Raw genomic sequence first — 24,550 nt, 5'->3', positions numbered from 1 at the left:
GAAGTGCAGAGGATGAACGCAATCGATTTTACAGTCGTACAATATGTCAATCGTCAAGTACGTGTCGATCCACAGCTAAAGACTGAACCAGTCGCTCGAGTTCAACCGATACGCCCAACTGATCCTTACCGCGAACACGAAGCAGACGACTTTTTAGAAGAACAGGCAAATGCATACGGTGTATTACCAGAACTAAAACTTCCCGGTCGAAGCTTCGACCGGGAAGTTTAATCATTCATTGACCTGTGAAGCGGAATGTCTCATAGACACTCCAAGCACCGTTCTCCAGTTCATACAATAAAGCCATTTTCGTGACGTCCTCTTGGAAACGGATATCTTCCATCTTGAGACGTTCTAGTACATCGAACAGTTCGACATCCGACAGTTCTTGACCGATTGTGATATGTGGCAAGAAATCGTATTTCGGCTTATGTTCGAGTGGTCCCGTATGCAAAGCGCGATGTAATTGTTCTAACTCATCCGTCGGCATTACTTTAAGGAACAAGACATTGTTCGTCGGATGGAACGAACGAGCTCCTTGGATGTGCAAATTGACAGGCTTCGTTTCGGACGCGATTCGATTCAACTCCGTCACGATGTGGTCTAATTCTGTCTCATCGACTTCCATCCGCTCCCGTAGCGTGATATGAGGTGTGATCAGTGCATACTTCGAGTCATATCTCTTTCGGTATGAATTTGCAAAATCTTGAACGCGTTTCGATGGAAACAATACAACCCCGATGTTCATCGAAAATCCCCTACTTTCCCCTGAAATGATAACGCTTTACAAAATAATCATGACGGATTCTGGCGTCGATGTCAAAGAAGTTTGAGAGGAGGTTCAGAATCCGTGTATACTAATGAAGTACTTTGTTGGAGAGGTGGATATAGTCATGAAGAAAACACATTCAAAAGAGGTCAAACAGGCAGCTATCGATAAGTTACATGAACGAGGGGTGACGATTCATGCAATCGCTGAGATCGTTTACCAAATGCAGGCCCCCTACACGGTGGATCTGACAATTGAAACATGTGTCAGTTCAGTAGAACGTGTTCTTGAAAAACGTGAATTACAACATGCGATTCTCGTCGGAGCAGAACTAGACATCTTGGCGGAAAAAGGGTTATTATCAGAACCCCTCCTGTCCATCATCCAAAGCGATGAAGGGCTATTTGGCGTAGATGAGACGATTGCGATTGGTGCCGTCAACACGTATGGTTCGATTGCGGTTACGACGTTCGGCTATTTGGATAAAGCAAAGGTCGGTATCATCAAAGAACTCGATACGAAGCTTGGGGACGGAAAAGTCAACACGTTCATGGATGATATCGTCGCAGCCATCGCAGCAAATGCATCCGGACGACTAGCGCATCGATTGCGAGATAAGGAAGACTATTCAGCAGAAGAATTAGAAGAACGTAAGGGGACATACTGATGCGGGGTGCGAGAGGGGCGTGGATTGGTGCATCCATCGCTGTCGTCTTGTTCGTGATCATCGCTGTCTCCATTCGGATGACAGGCTATTTTTTATTTGATGCCCAATTATCGTCATACATGTCGCAACACGTCCCAGGGGATTACGTTTCTTGGTTTACTCAACTCGGATCGGGTCCAGGGGCGATGACGATGACGGTGTTACTTGGAATACTAAGTTATGTATTGTGGCGAGATCGTATCGCAAGCATCTGGTATGTGATCATGGCAATATCAGTAGGTGTATTGAATCAAGTCGTTAAATTCGCTTTTGTCCGAGAGCGCCCCTCGTTAAATGAATTGGTTGGTGGCGTAGGATACAGTTTTCCGAGTGGTCACTCAGCGATGGCTTTTGCCGTATATGCTGGATTTCTCGTCGTTGCGTTTCGTCATCTTAAAACAGGTGGGAAGGTACTTGTATCAATCGTGACGATTGGTTTATTTCTCGCCATGGGAGCTTCTCGAATCATTTTAAACGTTCACTATTTCTCAGATGTAATCGGTGGATATTGTTTTGCTGCGATTCTTTTATGTAGCTCCTATGCATTCATCGTCTCCCGTAGAAAAAAAGGAGTGGCTTGATGTTACTGTTAGATGTTGATCATAGTTTATTATTTGATGAAGAGACGATGCGCTCCATCGACAAGCCGACGTTGCTTGTCGAGCGAGTCGCTGGGCGACCTCGTTTCATGACGATGCGAGCGCATCTTAGATTAAAACGGTTAGTATCGATTAACGGTGTTGTTCCGGTGACGAAACGAACGATAGAAGAGTACCAGCAGTTGGAACTCTTTCAAATCGATGCGCCACCTAAGTGGGCAATCATTGACGATGGAAAGATTTTGCTCAAAGAAGGAAAAGTTGATCGTCGATATGAAAATTGGCTTCGTCAATTCAATAAGGAGACATCACTTGATTCCATCCTTGAGTATCTCATCGAAATGGAACAAGTTTCGATTGATGTATATCCTTCTGAAACGTTATCAAGTGCAATCACGCTTCCGCATGAGCCGATTCAACGGACGACGGACGAAGCCGTATTATTAGAAGAACTATTTCGTAAGTATGAAACGACATGAAAAAACCGGACGGTCTCAAGCAGACCGTCCGGTTTTTTCATCGTTTCGTGCAAGCTATCAAGTTGTCGGTAAAGGAATCTCGTCGAACCAGTACACACCGACCGTCTCAGCGCCAGCATGTGCCAAGATGGAAGGACCAAATTGGGTAATGCGTACTTGAAGCTCCGGGTGTTCTGTAGAAATCAAGCGCCGTAATTCTTCAGCAGCGGCATGAGCGAGCGTATGACTGACATAAAGCGTCCGATCATATACACCATGAGCACTGACTTTTGATGAAATTTCACTGACCATTTCTTTAAAAGCTTTTTTGATGGAACGGACTTTTTTAAATGGGACAAGTCGTCCTTCCTCATTAAATTGAGCGATTGGTTTAATATTGAGCATGTTTGCTAGTAAAAATTGACTTCCTGAGACACGTCCGCTCCGTCGCATCGTCTCCATATTTCCGATGATCAGATAAAAATGCGATTTGTGTTTGAATGTCTCAAGCGTAGACATGACTTCATCTGGACCTTTACCAGCAGCAACGAGTCGTTGTGCGATCCGGACAAGTTCTTGCTGATTCGCAGCACCTGTATACGAATCAATCGCGTATAAGGGGAAACCGACAGCTTCAGCTGCAGCGACGGAACTCGAATATGTGCCGCTCAGTCCACTCGTGATATGAATCGCATACCCATAATCATAACCATCTTCAAGCAATTGTTCATACAAGGTTACGAAATCACCGAATGATGGTTGAGAAGTCGTCGGTGAAGCGTGGGAATCTTCTCGCATTTTTTGATCAAGCTGTTCAATCGAGATATCGACATACTCCCGGTAAGACTCTCCGTTTAAGATGAGTAAAGTCGGTATCACATGGACTCCGATTTTTTCAGCCTCTCCTGGCTCAAAAAAAGCCATGCTGTCGGTAATCCAAGCAATCTTATCCATGTATATGACGCCTCCATTAATAGAACCATTTTGTTCATCATACCATAGCGATGAAAGCGGAATCACTAGCTAGCGCGTTTTTGTGTGATAGAAGCACTGGAAACGTGTCCAAACCATGAACTGATACCGAAGGCGATGAGTGTTGGGAATAACCATTCTAAACTTTGATCTACTAAAGGCAAGGATTGATAGAACGTTTTAAGATTTCCCGGGAAAAGCGAAAGTTGATTCAACGCACTACAGAATGAGAAGAAAATCGTTACACCAAGAGTTGATTGATAAACGACCGACTTACGACGGAACAGATGACGCATGAATGTCAATGCAATCAAGACGATGACGATTGGATAAAGGAACATTAATACCGGGACGGCGATAGATAACAATGTCTGCAATCCGACGATCGATACCGTAAGACCGAGAGCAGTCGTGAAGATACTTGCCGCTTTTAAAGATACACGGTTGGAAATCGTCATCATATATTCTGCAAATGCGGTGACGAGACCAACTGATGTCGTCAGACATGCAAGCAGAATTGCAAGACCAAGTACAGCTAAACCGATTGAGCCGAAGGCAGTATTTGCATAATGCTGAAGAAGTGCTGGACCATCAACTTTTCCGATGGCGGCAAAGGTGTTACGTCCGATCATTCCAAGTCCGACATAGACGAGAGTCAAAGCAGTGGCAGCGATAATTCCGGCACGAGTGACGACTTTAAATTGTGCTTTTCGTTCATGAACGCCTCGGCTTTTCAATGTATGCAGTACGACGACACCAAATACCAAGGCGCCGAGTGCATCAAGCGTTAAGTATCCTTGAAGGAAACCTTGAATGAATGCCTGTCCAGTCGTCTCATACGCTTCGTTTGGTGAAGCGACACCCGAAAGTGGCGAAATGATGCTACTGATGCTTAATGCAGCAAGAGCAATCAGTAATAATGGTGTGATGAAACGCCCGATGATCTCAAGTAATTTTCCTGGTCGTAGTACAAGATAAAGTGTGGCAAGGAAAAAGAGACTCGATGAGATGATCAACGTCATTTGTGAGGGAGCACCAAGAAATGGTACGACTCCGAGCTCATACGTGACAACCGATGTTCGCGGAATTCCGAAAAAGGGACCGATTGCAACATAGAGTGCGAACGTCAAGGCAGCACCTACAAAACGAGGGAGTGGTGCAGCAAGTGTTTTGATGCCACCCCCGATAGAGGCAACTGCAAGTAAGCCGAGCAAAGGAAGACCGACACCCGTTACGATAAAACCAAGGATGGCAGGAAGGAACTGTGAACCCGCAAGCGCACCGAGTTCCGGTGGGAAGATTAGGTTACCCGCACCGAAAAATAAAGCAAAAATCATAAATCCTAAAGCAAATGTATCTTTTGTCTTAAACATGTGTTGTCCTCCATTCATCCTAATTTCATAAAAAAAGCCTCATCCACTAAGTTTGTGGATAGGCGTCGTTTGCTCAGACGCCTTGTCGAAATGACGAAAAGGGCCTGGATCTTCATTTTCTCAAACGAGAAATGAATCTTCAGTCCCTACTCTTAATCACAATCAGTCGTTTTTGGATGAGCGTTGCGTGTGTCATGTTTAAAACCTCCTGTTTGAATTTTTCTAAGGATAACATGAAGAAATTAATAAAACAATATTTTCTGAAAATTCACCACCGAATTTTTGAAAACAAATAACGCCTTGAGGAGAGATGAGGTCTCTACCCAAGACGTTATACGTTATACATCAGCTCGTTGCAATCGAGCGCGTTTTTTTGTGACGTTTCAATTTATGGAGGAGCCAAGCGTGAACGACCTCACAGGATTGACGTGGTAACGTCAGTTCAACAAGCGATTCCTGCTGTTGCCCTTTAATGATGAAAAGTCCATTTTCTTCATCGACAGGGGCGATGGTCATTGAACTCGCTTCATTCAGCGACAATTTCACTTCACCGAGTGTTGCATCCTTTAATTTCAGGATGTTCCCATTTGTCGCAAATTTCGTGAATGAGCCAATTCCGTTCACTTTTAACTGATCCATATTGAATTCCTCCTTCTGTTGATTCCAGTACTATCCCTATAAAAAACCGGGTCTAACTTCTATCTTGAAAAGGTTATCCTCATTATAGCGAAGTCTTCACAAGATGCTAGTCTTATTTTGTGTGAAAATTCGAAAAATTTTTTAACAATATTGTCATATGGATAGGAATACCCGTTAAGAGGGGATCGTCATGTGAAATTCAAATAGAACAAAAGCATCCTTTTCTAAAAGAAAAAGATGCTAAAGGTCAATCTAGCTCAAAACTCCATTTCTTTTTGCGACAAACAAGCGTTCCTCGTCGAAGGATCGATTCTTTCTCCGCTTCAAAATCTTCATGTAATACGCTCATATCTTCGTAGCGTCCTGCTACATATACGGGAATCGTGATATTTCTTGAGAAAACAGACCGTTTTGCACTTTCGAAATTAATCAATACTCCTTCTTTGAGGAGATGACGGATATGAATCATGATTTCAGCTGTTAAGGCGATCGAGGCGACGGATCGTGCGTGCTGACGAAATTTCCGTTGTACGAGATCGGAGATAAGTTGTTCTACTCGTGACCAATCCTTCAAGTAAACAGAAGCATGAAGCCCATCGTGTTCGCTAAAATAGACCAGTTCATTCTCGATCGAGTCAAGGAAAGGAAGAGGTGTCCCTCGTTTCATATGCATTAAAAATAATAACTCCGCGATTTCGACATCCGTCAATACATCGAGCGAATGAGAGGAGCGAATATCAATAGCAGTCAAAGGATGACGCTGGACATCCGTTGATTGTGAAAACTGTTCGATCTCATGCGCTTCGATGTAATGAAGCATCGTTCGAAACGATTGTTTCGTCTGTTTGAAATCACTTCCTGAAATGAGTAAAGGACGTTTCAAATCGACGGCTGCAGCGAAATCAGAGAAATGTACTCCTGACATCGTTAATCGTTGATTTTCCTCGTCCTCATATAAGTAAAGTAACGCACTCGACATACCACTTCGCTTCCTTTCCATGACTAACTACTTCATAATTTAATAGTAGCAAAACTTCGAATTGCCTGAAAGGATATTTACTTCTGAAAACGGGCATACTACATAGAGAAGCATAAAGAGAGGTGATGGAGCATGTGGGGCTTGCGAAAGCCTTTCCCGGAATTGCGGACCGAGCGCTTCATATTACGTGAGCTCGAAAACCGTGACGCACGCGAATTGTTTAAAATCCTATCGGACGATAAAGTCATGTACTATTACGGATCAGATCCGCTCGTGACGGTCTATGAAGCTAAAAATGTCATCAGTTACTTTAAGGAACAGTTCACGCAAGGTAAAGCGATTCGCTGGGCAATTGCTGATGCACAAACGAATCAATTGATCGGTACGATCGGTTTTCATAACTGGTTGTCTCAATACCATCGGGCTGAAATTGGTTTTGAAGTTAGTCAAGATTATTGGCAACGTGGTGTCGCTTCGGAAGCGGCAAGAGCTGTTCTGACATATGGCTTTGAAGAATTTGCTCTCCATCGAATCAGCGCCCTCGTCGCACCTGAAAACCTCGCTTCTAACGCATTGGTTCAAAAATTAGGATTCAAAGCAGAAGGATTACTAGAAGATTATGCATACAGTCATGGTCGTTTCATGGATTTGACGATGTACCGTATGCTCGCATCTGAATGGAAGGGATGAGGTAGTCAATGGAAAAACAAACACTCGTACTCCTGCATGGATTTACAGGAGGAACAGATTATTTTAATCGGGTAGAAGCAAATTTACGACATTCCTTTGATGTCTTACCACTAAGTTTACCAGGACATGAGGGACTTGATGTTGGTCCGGATACGATTGAAGGCTTTGCCGAATGGGTCATGCATGAACTTGATCGACGTGGTATCGAAAAGCCGATCATCATCGGGCATTCATTTGGTGGATACATCACAGCTGCAATCGTAGAAGGGTATGCGGATCAAATCAGTGGATACGGTCTGGTGTACTCGACAGGTAAAGCAGATGATGAACAAGCGAAACAAAAACGAAATCAAAACATCACGCGCGTTGAAGAAGTAGGTGTTAGAGAATTCGTCAATGGTCTTGTTCCATCCTTATTCGCTGAAGGGGCAGATGAGTTCGCTGTCGCTGAAGCACTTGAGATCGGGTACATGATGACGGTCGAAGGAGCTATCCGTGCGCTCTCTGCGATGCGAGATCGGCGAGATATGACGAAGGTCTTGACGAAAGCAAGCGTGAAGGGTCTCATCATTCACGGCACGAAAGATCAACTGATTTCAGAGGAAAGCGCATTTGCACCAAAGAATGATCATCTCATACATCGGTCAACAGACAGTGGACACATGGGGATGCTTGAGACACCGGATGCTTTCGTTGCAATCATCGAAGAAGCATTCAAGTAAGTTTTTGCCCTACAGTCACGTCTGTAGGGCATTTGCTTTGCATTTCAGATGAGATATCTGAAATGATAGAAGTGGAGGGGATACACATGAAAATCGTAGCGATTGAACCAACACCAAGTCCAAATAACATGAAAGTCATCGTTGATGAGGTCTTTTCGGAAAAGGGGCAGACATTCGAGCATGCCTTTGGCGCACCGGAACACATTCAGCGATTACTTGAAATACCTGGCGTTAAGTTCGTTTATCAGGTCAGTGACTTTTTATCGATCGAGCGTTATCCAAAATATGATTGGCGCTCGCTTGTCATCGATATACGACGTGCGTTCGGTGAAACGTTAAATGACGTTGAACAACACGAGACAGATGCTGAGTATGAACCTGTCCATCTATTCGTGCAATTCATTTTAGGCGTACCGATGCAAATCAAAGGTGTGAAAGGATTAGAAGAAAAACGAGAAGGGCTGTCGGAACGTTTCCGAGAAGCAGCGCTATTCGTCCAACCATTCGTTCAAAATGTCATTAGCGATCGACGCTGGGTAGAACAAGCACCTCGATACGGTGACCTTGACGAAAGCTTGCGTGAAGTAGCGAATGAGATTGAGATTGCCTATCCAGTCGAACGTCTCGAACGTCTCAAGTCGCTCGCAGCAGGAGAAGATATTACGTTTAGCGGTCAAGCGATTCAATCATCCGATTGGAAAGAACGATTCGCGGCGCTCGATGAACTACCTGTTGAGATGGAATGGGTTCCAGCTTATGCTCGCCTGTTACAGGATGAGAAGATGCAAATTCGGCGTCAAGCGATTGTAAAGCTTGGGATGTTCGAAGATCACCGAGAAGAACTGTTAGAGTATTTGACGAGTGCACTGCATGATCCGTCAGGGATCGTTCGCCGGACAGCAGGCGATACGATTTCAGATTGGGCGATGCCAGAAGCTGAACCAATGATGATGGAAGCGTTAGCGGATAAAAATAAATTAGTACGCTGGCGAGCTGCTCGCTTCCTGTTTGATGTCGGAACGGAACAGTCAATTCCAAGACTGCGTGAAGCCATCCGAGACCGGGAATATGAAGTGGCTCTACAAGCCGAACTCGCATTAACGCGGATCGAAAGTGGGGAAGAAGCACTAGGAACGGTTTGGCAGCAAATGAATCGAATGATAGATGAAAGTTCATAAGAACTTAAAAAATAATTGCTTGAGAGAATCATTCGACAAAATGAGTCACTGATTGTCTAGGTATATTTTCCCTGTTGTCTAAAAACGCTGGTAAAATAATCAAAATTATGTTGTCATCTTTTTGAAATCGAAATGAAATGTGTTGGAAATGCTTATTAAAACGCTTGCATCTAACAACTAAATCAAGCATTCCAAAATATCCCTGATAAAATTGAAATATTGTTTTGAAATGAAATGTCGAATGACAATTTTCTTCTTTTTCCTGCCCTTTGGTACAGTTAATCTACAATAACGAATTCGAATCATGTAGGTCATCTCTTGGCAGGCATTATGAATGAGAAAAGGGGAGAATCGGGGATATGTTACTTTTCGCTGAAACTGATTTAGCAGTAGGATACAAGGAACGGACAAAAACAGGGGTATATGTAACGATCGAAACAATCGACAGTCGTACGATTACATTAGTCGCACCAGCAAACGCGGCAGAGGATATTTGTGACGAACTGTTTGCGACAGGATTAGAGCAATTGTTTTCATTCAAGATGAATCCATCGACTTTACCTGTAGCATAAGTGAATAAACGTGCGAGAGAGGAGAATCCTCTCTCGCTTTTTTTTATGATAAAATTGATAAAGATAAAAGGAGGGATGAGATGAAACGTCTCGTTTTCATTCTGCTACTGCTTACTGTTTGTTTAGCAGGTTGCCAAGAAAAGAAACAACAGGCAACAACAACCACGAACGAACCGATTCAGATTGCAGTCAAAACGACAAAGCAGGACGACATGATGCAATTAAACATTTCTTTAACGAATCCAAATGATCACAGTGTGAACGTGACGTATCCTTCCTCACAACGTTTTCAGGCTCAATTGATTGATGCGAAACAACACGTAACGTATGATTTTGAGAAAGAGCAAGTATTCACGCAAGCGATTGAAAAGGATACGTTCACGAAACGTGAAACGAAACAGTATACAGTTGAATTACCGATCTCCTCTTTAGGTGATAGCACGGAAGTTCGCGTATCGACAATCCGTCAGTTTAAAGGAGCAAGTGCGAAACAAACGACGGACCAACAAATGATTGATTCGAAATGACGATCAACATAATGTGAAGGAGTGAAGCGATTCATGCAACAAGAAATCATCCAAGTAACAGGAGTAAAGCCTGTCATTGACCCAGCACAAGAAGTAAACGAGCGGGTAGCCTTCTTGAAGGCGTATCTCAAGCATACAAGTGCAAAAGGATTCGTACTGGGCATCTCAGGGGGACAAGATTCTTCGCTCGCCGGTCGTCTGTGCCAACTGGCAGTTGAAGAGTTACGAAAAGAAGAGGGAAAAGATGTCGCATTTTATGCGGTCCGCTTGCCTTACGGGGAACAACAAGATGAAGCAGACGCACAGACAGCCTTGACGTTCATTCAACCGGATCATTCGCTTCGTGTGAACATTAAACCAGCAGTCGAAGCATCGATGCAGGCGTTCAAAGAAGCGACAGGTGCAGAACTTTCCGACTTTAGTAAAGGAAATACGAAAGCGCGAGAGCGAATGAAAAGCCAATATGATTTAGCCGCTCATTATGGCTGTTTAGTCGTTGGAACGGATCATGCAGCTGAATTCGTGACGGGATTCTACACGAAACATGGTGATGGTGCATGTGATTTGACGCCATTGACAGGACTGAATAAACGGCAAGGGAAACAACTCTTACGTTACTTGAACGCACCAGAAGTCTTGATTGAAAAAGTTCCGACAGCAGATCTTGAAGAAAATCGTCCGGCACTACCAGACGAAGTGGCACTTGGTATGACATATGAAGAAATCGATGATTATTTGGAAGGAAAGACGATTTCAGAAGCAAGTCAAGAAAAGTTAGAGACGCAGTATAAACGTGTTGGGCATAAGCATCATATGCCGGTCTCACCACTCGATGAATGGTGGAAAGCCTAATCCAAAATAAGGAGACGTGATTTCAATCGTGAAATCACGTCTTTTTTCATGTTCTTCGATTCTTCTTCAATCGTTATGGGAAAAGAAGAGAAACGATGATTGAGGAGGCGAGAGTATGACGATTGGGATCATAGGTGGAGGGTTATCCGGCTTGACGGCAGCTGCATTATTCGCAAAACAAGGAACGCCGGTCACGCTTTGGGATGCGGGATTACTTGGAGGACGTGCCACCTCTCAAACCGTAAAAGGATTTACGTTTAATTACGGTGCTCATGCGATTTATGGACGCGATCAATCGATTCTTCGCAAACTAACGAAACAGCTCGGTATCGAAGTGACGTGGCTGGATTTCTCAGCGAGTCGTGCGAAATATGAGTTTTCAGGTCATTTGACGGCAGTTCCTGCGAATGCCTGGGGATTATTGAAAACAGAAGTCATCGAAGGAACGAACAAAGTACGTTTCACTTGGGAGATCATTAAAACGATTTTACGAGTCGAACGAGGGGATCCGCAACAATCAATTGGGCAATGGTTAAAAACGGAACGAGTCGATGAACAAGTGGTACAGTTGATGCTTGATTTGGCATCAACGAACTTTTTTACGGCAGAACCCGAAAAAATCCCGTCAGACGTCTATTTCGAGTATTATCAAAAACTTTTTCGGACGCGCAAGCCTGTCTCATACATCGAAGGTGGGTGGCAAGGGCTAGTACAGGAGTTGGAACGGATCATCCTAGAGAACCACGGAGAGATCCTGAAAAAAACAAAAATAACAGCAGTCGAATCGACTACGACAGGATTCTTAGTACGTGATCGAAAGAAACAAGAATGGAACGTCGAACGGATCATCTTTGCCGTCCCACCGCGTGAAATCTTAAAAATGGCGACTCCCACTGACATTCAGCGATTTGTTACACCGTACGCGAGCCATGAACCGGTAGAAGTATTCGTGTATGATCTTGGACTTCATCCGTATATCGAAACACCGTATTCATACATCTACGACCGTTCGCATCGAGCGTTCATCACGGATTTATCGCATTATGATGCAAGTCTTGCACCGAAGGATGGTCAAGTTCTTCAAGCAATCGCCTACCTTGAACACGATCGACTTGAGGATCCTGATTATATTGGACATGTCCGAACAGGAATCGAACAGATGCTTGACGCTCATTTTGCAGATTGGCGACAACGTATCGTCGCAGAACGAACGATCAAACGAGCAGTCGTACAAGAAATCAAATGGAAAATGGGGCAAACGCCGCTTGCGACTCACATTCCGGATCATGCAGGTGTCGCTTTCGTCGGGGACTGGTGTGAAGGTACGGGACAACTCTCGGAGCTTGCGTTCTCAAGTGCCGTCAGCGTCTTCAATCGCTGGACGTGATGTCAAACGGGGGCTGACTCAAAAAAAGAATGACGCGTCACACGCCACTCCTACAGGAACAAGCGCATTTATGCGCTGTCAGAGACGAACAAGACCAGCTTTCCTGCTTCAACGAAGCAGGAAAGCTGGCTTGTGTCTCGCCTGAGGAAAGGGCATGAAAAGACGCGTCATTCTTTTTGTTACGAGATAAGGATGGCAGATCATCATTCTGCCACACTTATCTTTGTAGAGACTGACTTTTGAGTCAGCCCCATCTTATGCTTCATTGTTCGAACGTGCTGGATAGAACGCTAGAATCAAAAGTAATGTGAAGGCAATGAGACTCATCATCGGGATCGTCAAGAAACCAAAATAGTTGACCCATTTGATGAGACAGCCGCTTGTACATAACGCTTCGCCATCAGGTAAACGCTCAAGGATGACGTGGTACAAAGCGACACCAAAGCCGGCAAGCACATACAGGCGAACGAAGAGCGGATCGATCGTTTTCGACCGGAATAGCGAGATGAGCAAATAAAAGGCAGTCGTATACATGAATAGTCGTTGCCACCAACAGAGAGGGCAGGGGATGAATCCGCGAATTTCACTGAAATAGAGACTGCCAAGCGTTGCAATCGTTGAGATGATGAACATAAAATGATAGCGTGTCATATGTATCGTCCTTTCTAACGTGTTAAACTAATGCCATCTTATATCATGAGGAGTCGAATCTCACATTGCAAGTGTCGGAAATGGAAATGTTGATCACCTTATCGGAAGAATTGAATATGAGGCGCGCTGCTGAACGATTATTCGTCTCGCAACCTGCGCTTAGTCAACGTCTCGTTGCGATTGAAAGACGCTGGGGAACAAAATTATTCATTCGTTCATCGCGTGGGTTAAGCATCACACCACAAGGAGAAAAAGTAATCGGTCTCGCAAAAGAGATGAATCGGAAGGAACTTGAGTTAAAAAGTGAATTGACGGCAGAAGAGGGTGCCGTTTATGGAACGCTTCGGATTGCCGTTGCTTCCATCATGGGGCAATATTGGCTCCCGCGTGTCTTAAAACGATTCGTTGAGCGTTATCCGCATGTCCGTGTTCAGCTTGTCACGGGATGGTCCAGTGAAATGATGCGTCATATGTTAGAGGAACATTTTCATATCGGGATCATTCGTGGAAACCCGGACTGGAAAGGTGTCAAAGAACGTCTTTTCTCGGATCCGCTCTATTTAGTCGATAGTGAGTTGACGTCAATCGAACAGTTACGCGTGACGGATCGACCATTCATCCAGTTCAAGAGTGACTCAACGTACTATCAGGAAATTTTAGAATGGTGGCAAGATCGGTTCGCAAGTCCACCATCTCGGACGTTGGTCGTCGATCAAATCGAGACATGTAAGCAGATGGCTCTACATGGAATTGGATTTGCGATTTTACCCGAGTCGACGATTCAGCATTCGAATGAAGTCATGCAGCTTCCTTTAAAAACATCGTCTGGAAAAATATTAAAGCGAGATACATGGATTTTGTCTACGGAATCGATGCTTGAACTAAAACAAGTTCAAGCATTTTGGGACATCGTAAAAGAAGAAGGAGGAAGTCAGTCAGATGGAATACGCCATTGAAATGCGGCGCGCGCTTCATAAAATACCAGAACCAGGGTTCAAGGAATTTAAGACGCAAGCTTTTATATTGGAACAAATTCGTGCTTATCCACCAGATCGTGTCACGTATGACACGTTTGAAACAGGTGTTTTCGTTCGAGTGAAAGGATTGACTGGAAATCGGACGATTGGGTACCGGGCAGACATTGATGGGTTACCAATTGAAGAAGCGACAGGTCTTCCATTTTGCTCGGAACATCCAGGCTTCATGCATGCCTGTGGTCACGATATGCACACATCGATTGCGTTAGGGTTGATGAAACGAATCATTGAATTGCCGGTCATGGATGATGTCGTCTTTTTATTCCAACCAGCGGAAGAAGGTCCGGGCGGGGCTGAACCAATGATTAAAAGTCCGTTGTTTGAAAAATATCGTCCAAGTGAGATGTATGGTCTTCATGTTGCACCGGAATATCCAGTCGGTACGATTGCGAGCCGTCCCGGCGTCTTGTTCGCGAGTGCTCGAGAAGTTCATATAACGATTTATGGTCAAAGTGGTCACGCGGCCTTTCCTCATTTGACGATTGATACGGTCGTCGCGCAAGCAGCCTTGATCATGCAACTGCAAACAATCGTCAGTCGATCGATCAATCCGATGAACTGTAGCGTCATTACGATTGGAAAGGTCGATGCCGGGATTCGGGAAAACGTCATCGCCGGTAGAGCTGTTCTTGACGGTACGATGCGCGCACTCAATGGAGAAGACATGGAAAAACTGGAACGACGCGTTCGTGACATCATTCGAGGAATCGAAGCTTCGTTTGGCGTCAAGATTGATCTACAATTCGGAAATCGTTATTACGAGGTCGTCAATGACCGACACATCGTTGATAAATTTTCATCATTCGTCAAGATGAATGCGAACTACATTGAATGTGATGCAGCAATGACAGGAGAAGACTTCGGATTCATGTTGAAGGAAATTCCAGGGATGATGTTTTGGCTCGGAGTCGACAATCCGACATCTGGACTTCACCAACCAACCTTGAATCCGGATGAATCCGCGATTCCATTTGTGATTGATTTACTCGATCATTATTTCCGAGAATATGTTTAAAAAGTTTTATGAAATAATGAAGGACATTAAGCTTTCCCTTTCGAAATCAAGAATGGGAGAGCTTTTTATATATGTAAGAATAGGAGTTTTCGAACATTTTGTGAAAAAAATCACGTGCACATGTGAACAATTTGTTACATCAAACATTATAAACAGACATAAAGGGTTATGTTCTCTATGATACGGTTATAGACCATATAGAGAAGTATGTTTTAGGAAGAGGGGGCTATATACATGTTCAATGATCCCGTATTGCTCAGTCGATTGTTGACAGGGCTCACATTAGCGTTTCATATTATATTCGCGACGATTGGCGTCGGGGTACCACTCATGGTACTCGCTGCTGAATTCATCGGTCTGAAACGCAAAGATCCGGATTATATTTTATTAGCAAGACGGTGGACGCGTGGATACGTCGTTACCGTCGCAGTCGGTGTCGTGACAGGGACGGCCATCGGATTGCAATTATCACTACTTTGGCCGTCACTCATGCAAGTGGCTGGTCAAACGATCGCATTACCACTGTTCATGGAAACATTCGCATTCTTCTTTGAAGCGATTTTTCTCGGTATTTACCTGTATACATGGGATCGATTCAAAAACCCATGGTTACACTGGTTGATCGGGATTCCAGTCGTCATCGGTGCGACAGCATCAGCATTCTTCATTACGACGGTCAACTCCTTCATGAACTCACCAGAAGGATTTAAGATCGTCAATGGAACGCTAACGCAAATTGAACCATTAAAAGCAATGTTCAATACAGCAACACCTACAAAAGCAACACATGTCATCGTATCGGCTTATTTGACAGTCGCCTTCATCTTGGCGGCAATCGCGGCGTTCCACTTACTCCGCAAAAAAACACTCTCAGCAGCGGAAACAGCGTATCACAAAAAAGCACTTCGCTTAACGGTTATGGCTGGATTGATTTTTGCCTTCTCGACGGCACTTGTCGGGGACTTCTCAGGGAAATACTTGGCGAAATATCAGCCAGAGAAACTCGCGGCTGCTGAATGGCATTTTGAAACGACAAGTGAAGCAGAATTGATCTTTGGTGGGATACTTGATCAGCAAGAAGACGGCAGTTATGAAATCAAGGGAGCCGTCAAAATCCCATATGCACTCTCGATCCTTGCGGGTGGAGCTCCAGATACAGAAGTCATTGGTCTAAATGAGTTCGCAAAAGAAGATCAAGCACCGCTGATCGTTCACTATTTCTTCGATATCATGGTTTCGATTGGTATGTATTTGGCTGCCATCTCTGCCTTGTTCATCTTGGCATTCCGTTTGAAAAAATTAAATCCTTATAACAAATGGATTTTAAGAGGTGTCTTCATCGGTGGACCTCTGGCGATGATTTCCATTGAAGCAGGTTGGATGTATGCTGAAATTGGTCGCCAACCTTGGACACTTTACGGCATCATGCGGACAGCAGATGCGGCGACGACATCAACTGCCGTCGGTCCGATGTTGATTCTATTCAGTGCCTTGTACTTGATGCTCGGTACGATTTGTACAGTCGTATTATTACGGATGTTCAAGAAAAACCCGGTTGGAAAAGAACTTCAAGAACTTGCTGAAAACCACCACGCACGTGGGGAAGCTATGTTCGTGGATGATAACAAGTAAGGAGGGAACGATTTGGACGTTCAAACACTAGGAATTACGGTCCTCTGGACTTTCCTGTACGGATATCTCATCGTTGCCTCAATTGACTTCGGTGCTGGATTTTACGCCTTTTATTCAAAATATACGAAGCGGGATCATTTAACGAATCGATTGATTCTTCGTTATCTCTCACCAGTGTGGGAGGTAACGAATGTCTTCTTCGTATTCTTCTTCGTCGGACTAGTCGGGTTCTTCCCGGATACCGCTTACTATTTCGGCACGGCACTGCTCGTGCCAGCCTCGATCGTTCTCGTATTGATTGCGATTCGTGGTAGCTTCTATGCATTTGCCAATTATGGATCAAACGACAGCATGTTCTATACGTTCTTATATGGAGCAACTGGTCTATTGATTCCGGCGGCGATGTCAACGACATTGACGATCAGTCAAGGTGGTTTCATTCGTAAAACGAATGAAACAGTCGAGTTTTTAGGAACAAAATTATTTACGAACTTTTACTCTTGGTCGGTCGTAGCACTCGCTATCGTATCCGTCCTCTATATCAGTGCGATGTTCCTCTTGTTCTACGCAGATAAAGCGAAGGATGAAGGGGCTACTCCGCTAATTCGTAAATGGGCACTCTTCTGGAGTGGTCCGACGATTCTTGTCTGTGCACTCGTCTTCTTTGGATTGAAAAATCAAGCGGCATGGCACTATGAGAACATCTTAAACGGGAACTGGTGGTGGTTCGCTGCTAGTTTCATCTTCTTCCTCGTTGCGGTGACACTCGTCTACATGAAGAAGAATTACGGAATTGCCTTCGTCGCGGTCATGTTACAGTATGGAGTGGCATGGTTTGGTTACGGTTATACGCACCTACCATACATCTTGTATCCATATATCGATATCAACAAAGCGGTCGTTAACGAAACAATGGCTTCCGCACTCGTCGTTGTCTTCATCTTCGGACTCTTACTCTTGATTCCGGCGTTGTACTTGATTTTACGACTCTTCTTGTTCGATAACGATTATGTACGTGGGAAATCCTCAAAATAATGGATGAATAAACGCCTCTGCGAATCGCAGGGGCGTTTATAGTATTTTTAAATTGAATCGGGTACACTACTAAGGAAGAGCGATTGTGAAGGAGAGTTGTGAAAATGAATGGAGAGTTTGCAGTAATTGGACTAGGGCGCTTTGGTGGCTCGATTGTCCGTGAATTATCGAAAAATGGCTACGATGTCTTAGCGATTGACTCCGACGAGGAGCGCGTCAATGAATTCATGGGAATTGCGACGCATTCCGTCATCGCGGACACAACGGATGAGAATGTCTTAAAAAGTCTAGGAATCCGAAACTTCGATCATGTCATCGTTGCCATCGGTGAAAATATTCAAGCATCCATCTTGACGACATTGATCTTAAAAGAGCTTGGGGTACAATCGATCACCGTTAAAGCGACGAACGACTACCACGAAAAGGTATTACGAAAAATTGGAGCAGACTTCATCGTTCACCCCGAACGGGATATGGGAGTCCGGATTGCAAATGGTTTAATGAGTTCAAATATTCTTGACTATCTCGACTTATCTCAAGAATTTTCGATCGTTGAAATTAAAGTCAGTGACCGGATGGCAAAACAAACATTGATCGACCTTGATCTACGAAGCAAATACGGAGCGAACGTCGTCGCCATTAAACGTGGAGAAAACGTTCTGATTTCTCTACAAGCTGATGAAATGATTGAAAAAGGGGACTATCTCGTCGTCATTGGTGAAAATGAGGATCTCGACCGTCTAGAGCGTGCGATTCATAAAGTGAAGAACTAAAAAAAAGCTGAGGCGCGCCTCAGCTTTACATTTACTTAATTAAATGAGTTGGAATTCTTTTAATCCGTGTGCGATACCGTCCTCAAGGATTGGTTTCGTGACATAGTCAGCGGCAGCTTTCGTTTCTGGAAGCCCGTTGCCCATTGCAATACCGGTTCCAACGTAGCGGAGCATCTCTAAATCGTTTAAAGCATCACCGAATGCAAAGGTATCTTCGCGGCGAATATTCGTCAATTTCAGGAATTGTTTGATCCCTTCTGCTTTCGAGGAACCGACATTGATGACATCCATTGCGTGTGGATGCCAACGAATGAAATCGAATGCGTCATACCGTTTAACATAATCCGCTTCTTCTTCGGCCGTACAGTAGACGAGCGTTTGGAAAACATCATGCGATAAGAAAGCTTCTTCATCGTGAATCGGTAATGGCATGTCGAGTTCGCCGAGCGAATCTACGACATGCGTGTCATTTGATTTCGTCGTGAAGCCTTTTGTTTCGCCAAGATAAACGAGTGTATGCCCGTTTTCTTTCGCTTGTTGCGTTAAATGCGTTAAATCCGTCTTAGGTTGTGGACGTTTGTAGATGATTTCATTTTGATGAACGACGATTTGCCCGTTATAGCCGATAATCGTATCGATGTTGAGTAGTTCACGGATTCCAGACAACATCGCAGGTCCGCGTCCAGTTGCAAGGGCTACATAGACACCATTTTCTTGAAGCTTACGAATTGCCTGTTTTGTTGATTCCGGAACAAAATGACCATCATGCAATAAGGTTCCGTCGATATCGAAAAAGACGACTTTCTGATTTGCCATGGTTTCACCTTCTCTTTTTAATTGGTCGAAATGACCTGTTCATGTGAAAGTATAGCATAACCAAAAGCGTGTTGCCGGAAGGGAACATGCCGAATAAGGATGAAAAATAGTCCATGTATCGTGTATACTGTACTAAGGACAAAAAACAATGTACTGATAAGGAGTTGCTAGGCATGATTTTTAAAGTATTTTACCAACCGCTTCGTTCGGAAGCACCTGTTCGTGAACGGACAGAAACAATGTATGTAGAAGGGGAAAGCATTCGTGACGTGCGATCAACGATTGACCACCTCAAAGATATCAACATCGAGTTCATCCGCGAAGTCAGCGGAGAATTTTTGACATACGAACAACAACATCCTGATTTCAAGGTTGCGACGTTCGAATGAAGTTCGTCAAAAACCATCAGGCCGCCGTTTTCGCACTCGGTGGACTCGGGGAAATCGGGAAGAACACGTATGTCGTTCAATTCCAAGATGAGATCATCGTCATTGACGCGGGTGTCATGTTCCCAGAAGATGAATTACTTGGAATCGACTATGTCATTCCAGATTACACGTACTTGATCAAGAACAAGGATAAGGTCAAAGGCGTCTTCATCACACACGGTCATGAAGATCACATTGGTGGTCTGCCTTTCTTGCTTAAACAAGTGAACTTACCGATTTACGCTGGTAAGATTGCGATGGGTCTCATCAAGGTGAAGTTAGAAGAGCATGGTTTGCTTCGCAACGCGGAACTGCATGAGATCGATGAAGATTCGGTCATCAAGTTCCGGAAGACAAGCATCTCGTTTTTCCGTACGACACACTCGATTCCGAACTCGTTCGGTGTCGTCGTCAAAACACCACAAGGGAACATCGTGCATACAGGGGACTTCAAGTTCGATTTCACGCCAGTTGGAGAGCCGGCTGATTTAGCGAAAATGGCTGAACTCGGTAAAGAAGGCGTATTGTGTCTTCTATCGGATTCAACGAATGCAGAAGTGGAAGGGTTTACGATGAGTGAACGTGTCGTTGGGGAAACGATCTCAGACATCTTCCGTAAAGCGGAAGGACGGATCATCTTCGCGACGTTTGCGTCGAACATCTATCGTCTGCAACAAGTCGTCAATGCTTCTGTAGAAGCAGGACGGAAAATCGTCGTCTTCGGACGTAGCATGGACAAGGTCATGATGATTGGTCAAGAACTTGATTTCATCAAAGCACCGAAGGGGACGATCATCGAGCCGAACGAGATGAAACGTTATAAATCAAATGAGTTGACGATCCTTTGTACCGGTTCACAAGGAGAACCAATGGCTGCACTTAGCCGTATCGCAAACGGAACACATCGTCAAATCTCGATCATTCCGGATGATCTCGTCATCTTCTCTTCGTCCCCAATCCCAGGAAACGTCGTTTCTGTCGGAAAGACGATCAATCAGCTATATAAAGCTGGCGCAGATGTCATGTACGGTAAATTGAATGATATCCATACATCAGGTCACGGTAGTCAACAAGAGCAGTTGCTCATGTTACGTCTATTGAATCCGAAATACTTCATGCCGATTCACGGGGAATACCGGATGCTGAAGAAGCATATGTCGCTTGCGATGGATGCTGGTGTACCGGAAGAGAACTGCTTCGTCATGGATAACGGTGAAGTACTCGCATTAGATGCGAATGCAGCCGCTATCACTGGGAAGATTCAAGCGAATGCCGTTTATGTCGATGGAAAAGGAATCGGAGACATCGGAAACATCGTCTTACGCGATCGCCGTATTCTCTCAGAAGAGGGACTCGTCGTCGTCGTCGTGACGCTTGACTCGAAGACGAATCGTCTCGTCTCTGGACCGGACATCATCTCGCGTGGTTTCGTCTACATGCGTGAGTCGGGTAATTTGATTAAAGATGCTGAACGTCTACTCAAGCGTTCGCTTGATCAATCGCTTGCGAACCGTAATACGAAATGGACGGACATCAAACAAGTCATCAATGATACGCTCACACCGTATTTAACAGAAAAAACACAACGTCATCCAATGGTCATGCCGATCATCATGGAAGTCTGATTCAAAAAAATCCTCGTCTCCGAAACGGAAACGAGGATTTTTGAATTACGTGGCAGGACCGTATTCCTTGAACGGTTCTTTTTTATCAATCCGATCATAGAACATGACGCCATCTAGATGGTCGTATTCATGCTGGCAGACGATTGCTTTCATCCCTTTTAAACGTAATTTTATAGGATTTCCGTTATGATCGATGCCAGTTAGGGTAATACGCATATAGCGCGGTACATGTCCTTCGACTTCACGATCGACGGACAGACATCCTTCGCCGCCCGTTAAATAGGTCTGCTCGACGGAATGACTGATGATTTTTGGATTATAGATACCAAATTCCAGCAAATCATCACCATCCGGTAAGCGGATCGCGAACATGCGCTTGTTGACACCGATTTGTGGTGCTGCAAGTCCAATGCCGCTTCGTAAGTCATATTTCTTCGCAATTTCATCATCTTGACTGTTGGCGAGGAACTCGCGCATGAGTCGCATCGTTTCCTTATCCTCATCGCTGAGAGGGAAGGTCACTTCTACTGACCGTTCGTGAAGAGCAGGAACGTCTTCGCGTACGATTTCATTCATGGTGATCATGAACAACACTCCTTTCGTCTACAAAAAGTATAGCATAGGAAAGTGGGGAATGATGACAACTAACACAGTAGGAAAATATCGAATGATACAGAAGATGGAATATTCTAGTTTTGTGATTGAATTCACAATGTGAAACGCGAAAAAAATAAAACATTTCCTTTGATTTTAAGGTGTTACAGATTTATACTTGTAACGTAATGAACAAGACACTATAACGTGTCGATTCATGATAATACAGTTTACTCAACTGAATAGGTACACAGACACATGTTCAAAGGATAGTCACACGGGACTTCGTTTTTTGGACACTATTGTCATGTGGGCAAATCAGTCAGAGGAATATTTCGCTGAACGCAGTGAAAGGATGAGGTGAAAAGATGAACGTAAACATGTTTAAAAACGTGGAAGAAAACTTTGAAACGTTCCGCATTCTTGACGAGAAAGGTGAAGTCGTCAATAAAGACGCTATGCCAGACCTCTCGGATGAAGAGCTTACGGAATTAATGCGCCGTCTCGTATACACACGTATCTGGGACCAACGTGCAATCTCACTTAACCGTCAAGGACGTCTCGGTTTCTATGCTCCAGTAGCTGGACAAGAAGCGTCAATGATCGGTACGCAATTCGCTTTGGATAAAGATGACTGGATTCTTCCTGGATACCGTGATATTCCACAAATGGTCTTCCATGGCTTCCCACTTTACAAAGCATTCTTGTTCTCACGCGGTCACATCACAGGTGGTAAGATCCCTGAAGGTGTTAACGTCTTAATGCCACAAATCATCATCGGTGCGCAGATCGTTCAAGCGGCTGGTGTTGCTCTCGGTCTTAAGAAAAGCGGTAAAGAACAAGTCGCAATCACTTACACAGGTGATGGTGGTTCTTCACAAGGTGACTTCTATGAAGGTATGAACTTCGCTGGAGCTTTCAAAGCACCTGCAATCTTCGTCGTTCAAAACAACCGTTTCGCAATCTCGACACCTGTCGAAAAACAATCTATGGCGAAAACAATCGCTCAAAAAGCTGTCGCTGCTGGTATCAATGGTATCCAAGTCGACGGTATGGACGTTCTTGCTGTATACGCAGCTACGAAACAAGCGCGTGTTGAAGCACTCAACGGTGTTCCGACATTGATCGAAACATTGACTTACCGTTATGGACCACACACACTCGCTGGTGATGATCCAACACGTTACCGTACAAAAGACATGGATGATGAGTATCAAGCACAAGATCCACTCGTCCGTTTCCGTGCTTTCATGGAAGCAAAAGGTCTTTGGAACGAAGATAAAGAGAACGAAGTCATCGAGCAAGCAAAAGCTGACGTTAAGGAAGCACTTGCACAAGCTGACAAAGAACCAAAACAAAAAGTTACAGATTTCATCAACGTGATGGCTGAGAAGCTTCCACAAAACCTGCAAGAGCAGCTTGATGAGTATACAGCAAAGGAGTCGAAATAACCCATGGCACAAATGACGATGATCCAAGCGATCACTGACGCAATGCGCGTCGAGATGAAACGCGACGAACAAGTTCTCTTGTTCGGTGAAGACGTCGGTAAAAACGGTGGGGTATTCCGTGCGACAGAAGGTCTTCAAGATGAGCTCGGCGAAGACCGCGTCTTCGATACACCACTTGCGGAATCAGGTATTGGTGGTCTTGCTGTTGGATTCAGTCTGACAGGATTCCGTCCAATCATGGAAATCCAATTCTTCGGATTCGTATTCGAAGTATTCGATTCAGTCGCAGCACAACTTGCGCGTCTCCGTTACCGTTCAGGCGGCACATACAGTGCACCTGTTACAATCCGTTCACCATTCGGTGGCGGTGTTAAAACACCGGAACTTCACGCAGATAACCTCGAAGGACTCATGGCTCAGTCACCAGGACTTAAAGTTGTCATTCCTTCAACACCTTACGATGCAAAAGGTCTTTTGATCGCGTCAATCCGCGACAACGACCCAGTCGTATTCCTCGAGCACATGAAACTCTACCGTTCATTCCGCGGTGAAGTGCCAGAGGGCGATTACACGATCGAACTCGGAAAAGCTGATGTTAAACGTGAAGGTACAGACGTAACAATCGTCACTTACGGTGCGATGGTACACGCTTCACTTAAAGCAGCTGAAGAGCTCGAAAAAGAAAACATCAGCGTCGAAATCATCGACTTGATGACAATCAGCCCAATCGACATCGATACGATTCTTGCTTCTGTCAAGAAAACAAACCGTGTCGTCGTCGTTCAAGAAGCACAAAAACAAGCGGGTATCGCTGCAATGGTTGCAACTGAAATCCAAGAACGTGCAATCCTTGACCTCGAAGCGCCAATTCTTCGTGTTGCTGCTCCAGATACAATCTTCCCATTCGCACAAGGTGAAGACGTCTGGATCCCAGATCACAAAGATATCGTTGAGAAAGTCAAAACTGTCTACAATTTCTAAGAGCATTTCGGAAAATAAGGAGAGGGGTTCATTCTCTCCTTGCTTCCGTTTTTACAGATAACAATCGACTAGAAGAGTGAACTAAAAGG

28 protein-coding genes are annotated in these 24,550 nt (G+C 44.5%); 20 read left to right on the top strand and 8 right to left on the bottom strand.

What is annotated here, in order from left to right:
- Window positions 1–12 precede the first annotated feature (12 nt).
- Entirely contained in the window at window positions 13–231 is a 219-nt protein-coding gene (locus tag KNQ03_RS04485; protein ID WP_023468878.1) for a hypothetical protein, read from the top strand.
- A 4-nt stretch (window positions 232–235) separates the two neighbouring features.
- Here the strand turns inward: KNQ03_RS04485 and KNQ03_RS04480 are convergent, their stop codons facing one another.
- Window positions 236–748 (bottom strand): YjcG family protein, encoded by a 513-nt coding sequence (locus KNQ03_RS04480; RefSeq protein WP_023468877.1) that lies wholly within the window; start codon window positions 746–748, stop codon window positions 236–238.
- Between the two features lie 145 nt (window positions 749–893).
- Here KNQ03_RS04480 and KNQ03_RS04475 point away from each other — a divergent pair, with 145 nt between their 5' ends.
- Genes KNQ03_RS04475 through KNQ03_RS04465 form a run of 3 tightly spaced genes read left to right on the top strand, consistent with a single transcriptional unit; the run spans window position 894 to window position 2,553 of the window.
- Window positions 894–1,436, top strand: coding sequence for a phosphatidylglycerophosphatase A family protein (locus KNQ03_RS04475; protein WP_034786059.1), 543 nt, complete (start codon window positions 894–896; stop codon window positions 1,434–1,436).
- A complete protein-coding gene (locus KNQ03_RS04470) occupies window positions 1,436–2,056 on the top strand; it encodes a phosphatase PAP2 family protein (protein WP_214723686.1) in 621 nt (206 codons plus the stop codon). The genes KNQ03_RS04475 and KNQ03_RS04470 overlap by 1 nt, the downstream gene beginning before the upstream one ends.
- Window positions 2,056–2,553: a hypothetical protein gene (locus KNQ03_RS04465; RefSeq protein ID WP_214723684.1), complete on the top strand. Its 498-nt coding sequence runs from the start codon at window positions 2,056–2,058 to the stop codon at window positions 2,551–2,553. Before KNQ03_RS04470 ends, KNQ03_RS04465 begins: the two co-directional genes overlap by 1 nt.
- A 57-nt stretch (window positions 2,554–2,610) precedes the next feature.
- Here KNQ03_RS04465 and KNQ03_RS04460 read toward each other — a convergent pair whose 3' ends face one another.
- The 4 genes from KNQ03_RS04460 to KNQ03_RS04445 all read right to left on the bottom strand — a co-directional run bounded on the left by KNQ03_RS04460 (window position 2,611) and on the right by KNQ03_RS04445 (window position 6,495).
- Window positions 2,611–3,486: a DegV family protein gene (locus tag KNQ03_RS04460; protein WP_055968680.1), complete on the bottom strand. Its 876-nt coding sequence runs from the start codon at window positions 3,484–3,486 to the stop codon at window positions 2,611–2,613.
- 65 nt (window positions 3,487–3,551) lie between these two features.
- A complete protein-coding gene (brnQ, locus tag KNQ03_RS04455; RefSeq protein ID WP_214723682.1) occupies window positions 3,552–4,877 on the bottom strand; it encodes a branched-chain amino acid transport system II carrier protein in 1,326 nt (441 codons plus the stop codon).
- A 345-nt stretch (window positions 4,878–5,222) separates the two neighbouring features.
- Window positions 5,223–5,516 carry a hypothetical protein gene (locus tag KNQ03_RS04450; protein ID WP_050677561.1) on the bottom strand — a complete coding sequence of 98 codons (294 nt, stop codon included), beginning with the start codon at window positions 5,514–5,516 and terminating at the stop codon, window positions 5,223–5,225.
- A gap of 247 nt (window positions 5,517–5,763) precedes the next feature.
- Window positions 5,764–6,495 carry a hypothetical protein gene (locus KNQ03_RS04445; protein ID WP_214723680.1) on the bottom strand — a complete coding sequence of 244 codons (732 nt, stop codon included), beginning with the start codon at window positions 6,493–6,495 and terminating at the stop codon, window positions 5,764–5,766.
- A gap of 132 nt (window positions 6,496–6,627) precedes the next feature.
- On the opposite strand from KNQ03_RS04445, the gene KNQ03_RS04440 reads away from it, so the two are divergent.
- From KNQ03_RS04440 to KNQ03_RS04410, 7 genes are all read left to right on the top strand, one after another.
- Window positions 6,628–7,185, top strand: a complete 558-nt coding sequence (locus KNQ03_RS04440) for a GNAT family N-acetyltransferase (protein WP_023468869.1) — start codon at window positions 6,628–6,630, stop codon at window positions 7,183–7,185.
- An 8-nt stretch (window positions 7,186–7,193) separates the two neighbouring features.
- Window positions 7,194–7,907 (top strand): alpha/beta fold hydrolase, encoded by a 714-nt coding sequence (locus KNQ03_RS04435; protein WP_214723678.1) that lies wholly within the window; start codon window positions 7,194–7,196, stop codon window positions 7,905–7,907.
- An 86-nt stretch (window positions 7,908–7,993) separates the two neighbouring features.
- Window positions 7,994–9,085, top strand: coding sequence for a conserved virulence factor C family protein (locus KNQ03_RS04430; protein WP_214723676.1), 1,092 nt, complete (start codon window positions 7,994–7,996; stop codon window positions 9,083–9,085).
- A gap of 359 nt (window positions 9,086–9,444) precedes the next feature.
- Complete coding sequence (locus tag KNQ03_RS04425; RefSeq protein WP_023468866.1) at window positions 9,445–9,657, top strand: hypothetical protein; 213 nt, start codon at window positions 9,445–9,447, stop codon at window positions 9,655–9,657.
- A gap of 80 nt (window positions 9,658–9,737) precedes the next feature.
- A complete protein-coding gene (locus KNQ03_RS04420) occupies window positions 9,738–10,184 on the top strand; it encodes a BsuPI-related putative proteinase inhibitor (protein ID WP_149427640.1) in 447 nt (148 codons plus the stop codon).
- A gap of 33 nt (window positions 10,185–10,217) precedes the next feature.
- On the top strand, window positions 10,218–11,036 hold the full coding sequence (nadE, locus tag KNQ03_RS04415) for an ammonia-dependent NAD(+) synthetase (protein WP_214723673.1): 819 nt from the start codon (window positions 10,218–10,220) through the stop codon (window positions 11,034–11,036).
- Between the two features lie 115 nt (window positions 11,037–11,151).
- Window positions 11,152–12,423 (top strand): FAD-dependent oxidoreductase, encoded by a 1,272-nt coding sequence (locus KNQ03_RS04410; protein ID WP_214723671.1) that lies wholly within the window; start codon window positions 11,152–11,154, stop codon window positions 12,421–12,423.
- A gap of 255 nt (window positions 12,424–12,678) precedes the next feature.
- Here KNQ03_RS04410 and KNQ03_RS04405 read toward each other — a convergent pair whose 3' ends face one another.
- Entirely contained in the window at window positions 12,679–13,074 is a 396-nt protein-coding gene (locus KNQ03_RS04405; RefSeq protein WP_023468862.1) for a disulfide bond formation protein B, read from the bottom strand.
- A gap of 65 nt (window positions 13,075–13,139) precedes the next feature.
- Here KNQ03_RS04405 and KNQ03_RS04400 point away from each other — a divergent pair, with 65 nt between their 5' ends.
- From KNQ03_RS04400 to KNQ03_RS04380, 5 genes are all read left to right on the top strand, one after another.
- Window positions 13,140–14,030, top strand: a complete 891-nt coding sequence (locus KNQ03_RS04400; RefSeq protein WP_214723669.1) for a transcriptional regulator CcpC — start codon at window positions 13,140–13,142, stop codon at window positions 14,028–14,030.
- Window positions 14,014–15,126 (top strand): N-acetyldiaminopimelate deacetylase, encoded by a 1,113-nt coding sequence (locus KNQ03_RS04395; protein ID WP_023468860.1) that lies wholly within the window; start codon window positions 14,014–14,016, stop codon window positions 15,124–15,126. The genes KNQ03_RS04400 and KNQ03_RS04395 overlap by 17 nt, the downstream gene beginning before the upstream one ends.
- A gap of 234 nt (window positions 15,127–15,360) precedes the next feature.
- The gene (locus KNQ03_RS04390; protein ID WP_023468859.1) at window positions 15,361–16,758 is read left to right on the top strand and encodes a cytochrome ubiquinol oxidase subunit I; all 1,398 of its coding nucleotides are present in this window, start codon (window positions 15,361–15,363) and stop codon (window positions 16,756–16,758) included.
- Between the two features lie 12 nt (window positions 16,759–16,770).
- Window positions 16,771–17,793, top strand: a complete 1,023-nt coding sequence (locus KNQ03_RS04385) for a cytochrome d ubiquinol oxidase subunit II (RefSeq protein WP_023468858.1) — start codon at window positions 16,771–16,773, stop codon at window positions 17,791–17,793.
- Between the two features lie 104 nt (window positions 17,794–17,897).
- Complete coding sequence (locus KNQ03_RS04380; RefSeq protein WP_023468857.1) at window positions 17,898–18,566, top strand: potassium channel family protein; 669 nt, start codon at window positions 17,898–17,900, stop codon at window positions 18,564–18,566.
- A 39-nt stretch (window positions 18,567–18,605) separates the two neighbouring features.
- On the opposite strand, the gene KNQ03_RS04375 is transcribed toward KNQ03_RS04380, so the two are convergent.
- Window positions 18,606–19,382: a Cof-type HAD-IIB family hydrolase gene (locus KNQ03_RS04375; protein ID WP_064299596.1), complete on the bottom strand. Its 777-nt coding sequence runs from the start codon at window positions 19,380–19,382 to the stop codon at window positions 18,606–18,608.
- Window positions 19,383–19,555: 173 nt separating this feature from the next.
- On the opposite strand from KNQ03_RS04375, the gene KNQ03_RS04370 reads away from it, so the two are divergent.
- Window positions 19,556–19,771 (top strand): DNA-dependent RNA polymerase subunit epsilon, encoded by a 216-nt coding sequence (locus KNQ03_RS04370; protein ID WP_023468855.1) that lies wholly within the window; start codon window positions 19,556–19,558, stop codon window positions 19,769–19,771.
- Complete coding sequence (gene rnjA / locus KNQ03_RS04365; protein WP_035396693.1) at window positions 19,768–21,435, top strand: ribonuclease J1; 1,668 nt, start codon at window positions 19,768–19,770, stop codon at window positions 21,433–21,435. Before KNQ03_RS04370 ends, rnjA begins: the two co-directional genes overlap by 4 nt.
- Window positions 21,436–21,480: 45 nt before the next feature.
- On the opposite strand, the gene def is transcribed toward rnjA, so the two are convergent.
- Window positions 21,481–22,020, bottom strand: a complete 540-nt coding sequence (def, locus tag KNQ03_RS04360) for a peptide deformylase (RefSeq protein WP_029342180.1) — start codon at window positions 22,018–22,020, stop codon at window positions 21,481–21,483.
- Between the two features lie 377 nt (window positions 22,021–22,397).
- On the opposite strand from def, the gene pdhA reads away from it, so the two are divergent.
- Both pdhA and KNQ03_RS04350 read left to right on the top strand, forming a co-directional pair.
- Entirely contained in the window at window positions 22,398–23,480 is a 1,083-nt protein-coding gene (gene pdhA / locus KNQ03_RS04355) for a pyruvate dehydrogenase (acetyl-transferring) E1 component subunit alpha (RefSeq protein WP_023468852.1), read from the top strand.
- 3 nt (window positions 23,481–23,483) lie between these two features.
- Window positions 23,484–24,461: an alpha-ketoacid dehydrogenase subunit beta gene (locus KNQ03_RS04350; RefSeq protein ID WP_023468851.1), complete on the top strand. Its 978-nt coding sequence runs from the start codon at window positions 23,484–23,486 to the stop codon at window positions 24,459–24,461.
- The last annotated feature ends 89 nt before the right edge of the window (window positions 24,462–24,550 follow it).

Origin of the sequence: Exiguobacterium sp. s143 (assembly GCF_018618895.1) — a bacterium.
In the GTDB taxonomy this organism is placed as follows: Bacteria; Bacillota; Bacilli; order Exiguobacteriales; family Exiguobacteriaceae; genus Exiguobacterium_A; species Exiguobacterium_A abrahamii.
This window is presented reverse-complemented; position numbering and strand designations above follow the sequence as displayed.